General features: G+C 35.5%; 5 protein-coding genes and 1 riboswitch. All 5 genes read right to left on the minus strand.

Annotated features, from left to right (window positions below):
* Window positions 1-153: 153 nt before the first annotated feature.
* The 5 genes from ACSKT4_RS06150 to ACSKT4_RS06170 all read right to left on the minus strand — a co-directional run bounded on the left by ACSKT4_RS06150 (window position 154) and on the right by ACSKT4_RS06170 (window position 9,901).
* Window positions 154-5,547, minus strand: coding sequence for a diguanylate cyclase (locus ACSKT4_RS06150; RefSeq protein ID WP_186870490.1), 5,394 nt, complete (start codon window positions 5,545-5,547; stop codon window positions 154-156).
* 161 nt (window positions 5,548-5,708) lie between these two features.
* Window positions 5,709-5,793: riboswitch (cyclic di-GMP riboswitch) on the minus strand.
* A gap of 409 nt (window positions 5,794-6,202) precedes the next feature.
* Window positions 6,203-7,060: a phosphonate ABC transporter, permease protein PhnE gene (gene phnE / locus ACSKT4_RS06155; protein WP_186870491.1), complete on the minus strand. Its 858-nt coding sequence runs from the start codon at window positions 7,058-7,060 to the stop codon at window positions 6,203-6,205.
* On the minus strand, window positions 7,060-7,845 hold the full coding sequence (gene phnE, locus ACSKT4_RS06160) for a phosphonate ABC transporter, permease protein PhnE (RefSeq protein ID WP_186870492.1): 786 nt from the start codon (window positions 7,843-7,845) through the stop codon (window positions 7,060-7,062). Before phnE (ACSKT4_RS06160) ends, phnE (ACSKT4_RS06155) begins: the two co-directional genes overlap by 1 nt.
* A gap of 11 nt (window positions 7,846-7,856) precedes the next feature.
* Window positions 7,857-8,621: a phosphonate ABC transporter ATP-binding protein gene (gene phnC, locus ACSKT4_RS06165; RefSeq protein WP_186870493.1), complete on the minus strand. Its 765-nt coding sequence runs from the start codon at window positions 8,619-8,621 to the stop codon at window positions 7,857-7,859.
* Window positions 8,622-8,881: 260 nt separating this feature from the next.
* Window positions 8,882-9,901 carry a PhnD/SsuA/transferrin family substrate-binding protein gene (locus ACSKT4_RS06170; protein WP_186870494.1) on the minus strand — a complete coding sequence of 340 codons (1,020 nt, stop codon included), beginning with the start codon at window positions 9,899-9,901 and terminating at the stop codon, window positions 8,882-8,884.
* Window positions 9,902-10,010 lie beyond the last annotated feature (109 nt).

Genomic DNA, 10,010 nt, shown 5'->3' on the forward strand with positions numbered 1-10,010 from the left:
AGGCTATCATGAGCGATTATACTTGTATTCCCTTAACACCTGAGTCCTATCATTTGAATAGTTTGCTATATCCAGCTTAACTAAGGATTTTCGTTCATTACTCATGACAAATCTATTCGTTATAGTTTGATAATTCAAATGTTATTGATTTTATTATATAATATTTGCCACTAATTCACTATACACGTTCAAGACATTTAACTCATCCGCTCCAAATTCTTTTAACCTAGCAGGTGCTGCCATATACATAACACCCTTTACCGTTCCATCAGCCGTTATTGGCATTGCTAGTATAGAATCCCAATCAGGCAACCCATTAACGGGGTTAATTTTCTCTGTTGCTTCCCAATCAATGGTAAACATACCACTTTCCTCTTTTAGGACCGTCGTAATAATCTGCTGATTAAAGGTATATTCAGTGACCCATTCTTCTTCCTGGGACTTCCTACCAAAGGACTTTATGATGGAATGCCCTTCTGTGAGTAGAATATATCCATATTGTGCTTCCATAATTTCAACTATTCTACCAAGAAATTGATAGATTTTTTCCTCACTTGGTATAGGAAGATTGGTTAATTGGATGAGTTCAACTAATGCTAGTACATTTCTCGCATCCCTAATTTCGTCCCCAGAAATGATTCCAGTAAGCTTATTCGCTGGCTTCACTTTATCATCAAAATCCTTTTGCCAAACTTGAGAGTTGTTTCGCCCATTTTCCTTAGCAATGTACAATGCTTGGTCAGCCTTTAGAATAAGCTCACGGACGGTTTGACCATGTTCAGGATAAGAGGCTAGTCCCATACTTAAGGTTATTTCCTGTTTATCACCTAATAGCTTATGACCTTGAACAGTAGAGCGTAATGCTTCTGCAATTTCCTGTGCTTCCTCTATATTGATTGAAGGAAGAATAATAATAAATTCCTCCCCACCATATCTCCCCAATAAACTGTTCTGATCAAGATTTTCCAAGATAATCTGGGAAACTTCCTTTAGAACTTTGTCGCCAATTTGGTGCCCATAACGATCATTAACTCCTTTAAATTTATCCAAATCGAACATAATAATGCTAAATTCATTGCCATTTTTCCTTGTGTAATCTAGGGTGTTTTGTAAAGCATCTTCTAAATACTTTCTTGTCAATGCACCTGTTAATCGATCAATCGAAGCAGTAATCAATAATTGGCGTTTCTCCAAGAGTAACGCAAGGAAGTTACTCAATTCCATACTCTTCTCTAGGCATGACGGATTAAAGTTATTCACGATTCGGTCTGTTTCCAAATAAATATAACCTAATAATTGATGACTTTCCCCAACTATTGGGCGTGATTCTGCCTTCTTAATAATAGGGATGCAAAGAATAGCCTTTATATCATTTTCTAGAAATTGATGATCTACCTTATCCTGCGTCAACCTATCTGATAGGAGTAGAGGCTTCATCGTGGACCTAACACGATTAAAGATAGCAAGATTTTCTGGTATACTAACGCCCTTATCTAGGGAAGAAAGAACGGTTACCTGCTGTCCCTTTTCCTCGGAAAGAATATACCCGTTTGTCGCAAGGAATCGACCAGAAAGAAATTTTACTATCATGGTTAGATTTTTCGATACATCACTATCTAACTGTTTCAAAAGATCCTCTGGTTGAAAAATCCCATCAGATAACTTTTCCATATAGTTACGACTAATATTTCGCATAAACCGATAATTTCCCATAAAGAAATCAATCTGCTCGGTGTTTAAAATAGCTTGCAATTCATCTAAGGAGCTGACCTTATGAATCAACGCCTCTTGATCTAGAATCTGCTCTTGTTCGGATTGAATCCACCTTTTTATTTCATCAAGTCGATAAAATTCCCTTGAGAAACTTCGACCATTAATGTAGTCCAATTTATATTCAGCTGGAAGCTGCTGAATTAATTCCTTAATCGTTTCAAAAGCTTCTAGATAATAAGCGGCTGCTTCATAATACGCTTTTGAATTAAAGTAATAATTGCCTATATCTGCCTGAATACGAGCGGTTAATTCCTTACTTTTAGATATTTTCGCTAAATGTAAGCTGCTTTCAAAATAAGTGATGGAACTTGACCGATTTAAGTTAAATGCAACGATTCCCTTCGCATGCTCATATATAGCCTTTAACCTATATGGTGTGTCCTCACTAACTAAGACTTCTACCATGGAAAGTAATTCCGTCGCTTGGTGGTGTTTCCCCTTCCTACTAAGATGCTGTATAGCTTCACATAGTCGTTCAATGCTAATTGACTTGTTTGTTATTTTGTCAATAACCTTTACAATTTGTTTCACTAAAAAATCATCAAAGTCTTGTTCCGGCTCTCGTAATTGATTGATGAGGACTTGTGCAGTTGCAGTGTATTTCATCATATTTTCATGTTCACTATGGAACGCTATTATTTTTTGGTAATAACGTTCTGCTTCAAAATAATTACCAAGAGCCTGATACAGCTTCGCGCAAGTTTGATAATATCCACCAATATCAAAGCCCTTATTTGGATTATCCTGTATGTCCACTTGTAATTTACTGAAGTATTCTAAGGCATCCACAAAATTATTTCGCTCTAAACTCACCTGTGTTAGGTAATTTAATAGCATATACCTCTCGAGAACGAGATTATAGCGCTCTGCTTTCGTTAACCCTTGGTTAAAGTGTTCAAATGCCGTATTATAATCGAATTGATTGAGATAGGATTCTGCAATATTTATTAGTGCAAATACTTCACTTGTATAAATGCCATATTCCTCACTCAGCTGTTTAACTTCTAAATGATATTCCATTGCTTTGCCATAGTCTTCATAAACCTCTGCATAAAGCGCACCTATATTGTTGAGCGAAAATAGCATACCTCTCGCATTTTGGACTTCTTCTGATAGTTTACATGACTCATGATAGGCTTCTAAAGCCTCATCCGCTTTTCCTAAGTGAACAAAAATAAATCCTAATGTTCGGTATGCATTCCCCTTTATTTCCAAAAATTTGTTACCGCACTCTGCAATTAATTCTTCAAAAAGAGCAGCTGCCTCTACTATTTGATTCTCCTCGGTAAGCAAGATAGCTTGAAGACGTTTCACTTCTAACCTCGCCGCTTCATTAGGATGGCTTCTTAAAATATGTTCTACCTTCTCGATATACTCTCTTACCTTGGAAAGCTGATAGGTAGAGTGATTCGCATTAGCTAGATGTATGTATGCCATCATTAAATGGTCCACATAGTTTTCTTCCAGTGCTAGTCGCTCCGCCTTCTCCAAATACTCAAAAGCTAATCTGGTATCTCCTGTGTCAGTTAATAACGACCCTATCTCAAGATAAAGTGCTGTTTGTTCTACAGGATTATCTGTTATATCGAGCGCTTTTCTTAGATTTTCAATTTGCCCTTTCGTATTCCATCTACCCTTCATTAACTTGGCTTTTTCAAGGTAATAGATTCTTGCTTTCTCCTTATTTCTAGCATTTGAATAATGGAAAATAATTTCATCGAGGTTCTTCTCCAATTCCACTCCGTTCTGTTCTGCTAAGCTAGTTGCTGCTAGCTGATGCTTCGATATCCTCTCTTGCTGGGAAATTCTATCGTACACAACGTTCTTCAATATCTTGCTGCGAAAATCATATAAGTAAGAGCTATCATCAATAAGCCGCTGCAAGATTCCCTTATTCACCAATTCCTCTAATTGTTCATCCACCATCAGTGTGTTTGGTAAGAGCTTCTCTATTATTTGTGTGGCAATAGGCTTAGAAAATATGGAGATACTTGTTAGAATATTCATTTTTCCCGGATCAAGATCCTTCAATTGGTTGACTAGTGCATGCTCAATATTATTTGGCAAATCTAAGAGATTATAGTCCTCTGATTCCTCTGGTAAATCAATTTGCCATCTTCCAGTTTCTTCACTTACATATAGAATTCGACGGCTATACAAGTCTTTCATAATTTCCTTTATAAATAATGGATTACCGTAGGACTGACTATAGATTCTGCTTGAGAGTTTTTTAGGTGTAAAGGAAATGGATAGAATGCTTTGAATCATTTCTCCTGTTTGTTGTTCATCTAATTGCTCCATACGAATGGTTTCTGTATCAGGGCGCCTTTTCATCATATAGATAAATTCAGAAGCGACTGAATTCGGAGAAACCGCTCGATCCTCACATGAAAAAACTAAAGTTAGATTCGTATTCTCTAATACTTCTGTACATAAATAGTTAAACGTATCAATTGTAAATTCATCTGCGAGATGAATATTATCGATAATCATTACCGTTGGCCGATTTTGAATACTTTCATTGATAAAACCCGCAATGCGATTTAGAAGGCGGTATTTTGTATGATGTTCATTAGCATAGTTAAGAGAATCGTTATAATTCTGATCCATAAGTTCTGGGAAATACTTAATTAATTCGGTATTATATTTCTCTACTATGCTATTATCTGTCTCCATGATTAATTTTCGTAAAATATCAATCCACATTTGCTTACTATCTGTGGAAGCATGATTCAAGCTATAGCTCGCATAAACACTTGCTTTACTTAGCCCAAGTAAAAAGGTGGCTTCGCGTAGAAAACGAGTTTTCCCAACACCATTGGCACCCTGAACGAAAAAGATTCGTTTACCAGGCTGATAGGAAATCATCTTTTCGTAGGCTCTCATGATAGTCCTAATCTCATTTCCTCTGCCAACAAGCTTGGTATAAAGATTTAATCCATTTATTTCTTCTTTTTTTATAATCGAGTAGTTCGTACCTAGTACAGCATTTAAATCTACAATTAGTTCATAAAGGTTGCTATAAGTATTGTCATTTTCGGTATTTAATAGTTTTTTAACAACAGGAATAACGTGTTTCACTTGGGTGTCATTCGATTTCTCAAGCAGCGAGGTGAACTGTTTTTTAGGTTCTTCTATAGTAGGCGTTTTCGTTATGAGTGCGAGTAGAATAACACCTAAAGCATACCTATCTGTTTCTGCATCTTCTGGCACTCCCGCTAGGACCTTTGGTGATTGATATACCGGGTCTTCTATTCGTTCTGCATGGGTTAATTGTTCCATATGTATGGTAGCAATATCCGTTAGTAACACTTGGGAGTGTCCCTCCCCCTTCAACACTCGAATAGTATAGGGGTTTAATGCACCATAAACAAACCCCTTTAAATGGAGGGAGTATACTGCTGAGCATATCTCTACAAAACATTCCATAATCTCATCAAATGTCATGTTTTTTGTTGACTGGAACAAATCTCCTGTTCTCGGAATATAATCCGAAGTAAAAAAGTATTGCGGGTCTACCTGTCGTTTGTTATCAATATAGAAGACCTTATTAAAACTATAATTTCGGATAATTGCTTTACTCGTTATACGTTTAATATCCAGAAAACGAGTGATATAAAAGTCAATCAGAGGCTTTGGTAAATATTCATTATTTAATAAGCTTAACAGAATAACTTTGTTTTCTTTACGCATATCATATGCTGAATAAACCATGACATGCTTCTCTTGTTTAATAAGTTCTTTTAACCTATATCTATTGTTGATGATTTCCATATCCTTCACTCCACTTGAAATATCATACCTGTATTAAGGTTTGACAATTGTAGTTTTTGATATTGTATAAGTGTATACATATTGGGAGCTTTCTTCACTGAGATGATTCATTGCATACCATAAGAAAAAGCTATTCAAATATGTGAATAGCCAAAAACTGTTTTGGTAGCCAGGCGATCATCGTTTTTCAACATTAGACCCTTTGCTTTGCGTCCTACTCTTTCGAATAGTTTGCCTTTTCAACACATCTGGTATTTAATTACTATTACTTATTACCTATTCTACACCAATTCTACAAAAATTCAATAATTTGACAATATAATCATGAAATGTTTTACATTATTATAAGTCCTAAAATAACAACTAGTACTTTATACCCGTAACTTGTATAGATTAAACGTATTTCCACCATTTTCTTTGGAAGATTCTATACATAATTATCGATGAACACTTTTAAGAGATACCAGTTACGTTTACTAGTTTTTAAGTTTGCATGTTCGTGTATTTCATCTCCATTGCGCAAAACAACTAGTACTTTATACCTACGACATTGCACTTGTTATTCATTCTACTAACTATAAAAACCTTTGGAGAAAAGGAATATTTTCTCCAAAGGTTTTAGGATTCTATAATTCGTATTTGGCTACAGGATTATTTAGTTTTTCACTGTCGAAGGAAAATATCGGTCCTTCAAGCGAGTGGAGATAAATTCTAGTATAATGGCAATGATTAGAATAAGATATGTGATTAAACCAACTTCTCTAAGGTCATAATAGAAGCCGGATGCCATGAAGAGTTCAAAGCCTATACCGCCTGCTCCAGCTGCAGCTCCCATGGCAACTGCAACGGAGAAATTAATCTCAAAACGCAAAAATGTCCAAGATAGTAAATAGGTAAAGGTAGACGGAATAATCCCGTGCACGACTGTATGCCACCAATTAGATCCTGTTGCTTTCAATGCTTCTAAAATACCAGGATCCACCTCTTCAAATGCTTCAGAGAATGCTTTTACTAGATACGCCACAGAGTGGAATAACATCCCCAGAACTGCTGCTTCACTACCAAGTCCTGCTGCAATAGCAAAAATAAGCACCCAAAGAACAGTTGGTACTGCACGAATAAACGCTACAAAAATTCTCACTGTTTTAGACAACCAAGATTTGGATAGATTTTCCGCTGCCATTAAAGCTAAAAAGAAAGCAATAATTGCACCTAAGATGGTAGCTAATATTCCTAAGCCTAATGTTACGCCAACTTGATAGAAAGCTTCTCCCCAACTAAAATGATTTAATGTAGGTTCAAAAAACATTACCCTAAGATTATGTAAGGTTTCCGTTACGGCTCTTTCTAACTGCAAACCCATATAGTTAAAAAAGAAAAATGCTAGAATAGTTAATATAGTCAGTATCCAAATGGTCCATTTGATAACTAAATCAATCTTGTTACCGGATTTAATATCAATTTTTCCGCTTTTTGTTCGTTTTATAGTAGAAGGTTTCAAACCTACTTCCATTATAAGATCACCTTCCGTATTTGGTTAGATATCAATTCAATTACAATAACTGAAATAACAATAGTAGCAGTAATTAAGGCAACTACTGGATAGTTCATATTCTTATAATATAAATCAAACAGGTAGCCAATCCCTGTTCCAGTAAGTATTCCAACTAGTGTAGCACTACGTATATTCGTCTCAATCATAAACAATATCCAGCTAAGCATTTGTGGAATGCTTTGCGGTAGGACGGCTTTACTAACGATTTGGAAATAGGTTGCCCCAGTAGCAGTCAATGCTTCTACAGAGCTCTGATTTGTTTCATCAATAGATTCAATAAATGCTCTCGTTAAAAATCCTAAAGTTCCAACAAATAATGCTAGAAAACCAGTCAATGAATTCTGTCCAAATGAAATCAAGAGAATTAATGACCATGCTACAACTGGTATATTACGAGATAACGATGCAACAAATCTCGCAATAATACTGAATATATTATTTGTTTTTGTTGTTTTAGATCCTAGTAAAGCTAAGAATATGGAAAAGAATGCAGCAATTGTCGTTGCGGCAATAGACATGAAAATCGTCTCATTTAGTTTAACTAATATATTTGGTAGCTTCTCAAAAGAATCTTGCGTAATCATTAAATTGGAAAAAATCCAAGTGAAAGCAGCAGGAATGGTAGCGATGCTTTCTATAAAGTTAAAATCTGTTATACTTGAGGACAGATAGGTGATGACAATAATAATGATAAACATTAAGGTTAACTGCATTTTTTTCTTACGTAAAATTTTTACATCCATTGCTATTCCCCTTATACGGTGATTAATTCTTTTGATTCCATTCCATATATATGTTCAATTTTGTCTATAGAAAGTAAAGGACTTGGCCCGTCAAATACTACTTCACCTTGCTTCAGACCAATGATCCGACTTGCATAGTCTTTAGCAACTTCTACCTGATGCAGATTAACAATACAAGTAATACCAAGATCTTCCGATATTTTCTTTAAATGATCCATAATGATTTTTGAAGAATTAGGATCCAACGAGGCAATTGGCTCATCACAAAGAATAAGCTTAGGTTCTTGAATAAGTGCACGACAAATACCAACTCGTTGCTGCTGCCCACCACTTAATTGATCACAACGCTTATAAGCATGTTCTGCAATACCTAATTTCTCTAATAGGTCAAATGCATTTTGCTTCTCTTGCTCAGTAAAGCGACCAAGTATACCTTGTAAAGTAGACTTGTAACCGAAACGTCCATGTAGCACATTTTCAATTACCGTTAATCGTGGAACTAAGTTATAATGCTGAAAAATCATTCCAATGTTCGTACGTAATTTACGCAATTCCTTCTTACTTTGTGCTCCGACATCTTGACCATCGAAATAAACACTTCCTGGCTCAATGTCAACCATACGATTGATACAACGTAATAGTGTCGATTTACCTGCTCCAGAAGGACCAATAATCGAAACAAATTCTCCTGTATTAACAGTGAACTCCACATTCTTTAAAACTTGAACTTCTGAATTATAGGATTTATTTAATTCCTTTAATTCTAACAATGCCATACATAACACTCCTTATTCTAGTTTATATTGGCGTAATTGAGTGAAAATGTGATAAGAGGCTGGTACTACCGGCTTATCTTAGAAAACTTGAATCATAAAGGATAGTACGCATACCCCCAATTTGGAGATATACGTACATTCTTCCTAGTAAAGGACCTGGTATTAATGTATCCTTGCACTTTACTTGTATATCGCTCTTGTTATCTAATTGCTCTTTTAGACTTTCAGATGTTCCATGCTTTAGCCTTTACATAAATGTTTTACTTAGACAATTCACGGATTGGATTGAACCAAGCGTCTTCTACTTCTAAGAATCTTTCATTTTCTGTTTTAGAGAATAACCCAGACATATCTGAATCCTTTGGTACAAAGATTTGTTCATTATTTGCAATTTCATCAGAAGTAAATGCCTCAATTAATTTATTGATATCTTCTTCATTCAGAACTTCTTTATTAACTGCAAAAGGTGCATTCAATACTGGTGTAACACTCATTAGAGCGAACTCTTTACCTGTAACGGTATTAAATGGCTCTTCTGCATCATCCTTAACACGGTAAACTGATCCAATTTCATTTTCTTCACCTTCAGCCAATTCCACATAGTTATCTACACAAGAATCACAGAAAGCTGCCACATCAGCACTACCATTTAAAAGGTTTACCGCTGACCCTTGGTGAGATCCCCCAAATAGTACTTGTGAGAAAAATGGTCCACCCTCCATTAAATCTTCTGCTGTTAAATCTTTATCATCAAAATGTCCCATGATTGTGTTACTTGGTACGACAAATCCAGAAGTAGAACTATTGGATACAAATGAGAATTTTTTACCTTCAATTGTATCTAATGAAAATTCACCATTCACTTTATAATCATCTTGCTCATCAACATTTACTGCTAACCAGCTATGATACTTTGCATCGTCTAAAGTACCAGATGCACCACTGGTCACAACAATGGCCTCAATTGCATCATTACGCTCTTTTGATTCTATGTATCCTTGAGCACCCATAAATGCTACACCAGCATTATTATTAGCGATGGTTTCAATTGCGATAGCGTAATCTGTTGTTAGATGATGTTTTACTTCTTTTCCAGTTGCATCAGCAATAGCCTCACCAATAGCATCACGAGCAGCTTTTAAATCATTACCAGATTCATTTGGATACCAAACGATATCAATAACATCATAATCACCTGGCTCTTGTGCATTTCCACTATTACATGCACTTAATACAATAACCAAACCAATAAAAAACAGGACGCTAACGATCTTTTTCATTTTCTTCTTTCTCCTCCCTCAATAAAGTTAATTTTTCTTCCAAATACTCGCGTATTCTCAATATTTTATAAACACTAGTTAGTTGACACACCTTATAGATAGTTAAAAA

This window comes from Ornithinibacillus liuyingii, assembly GCF_055550225.1.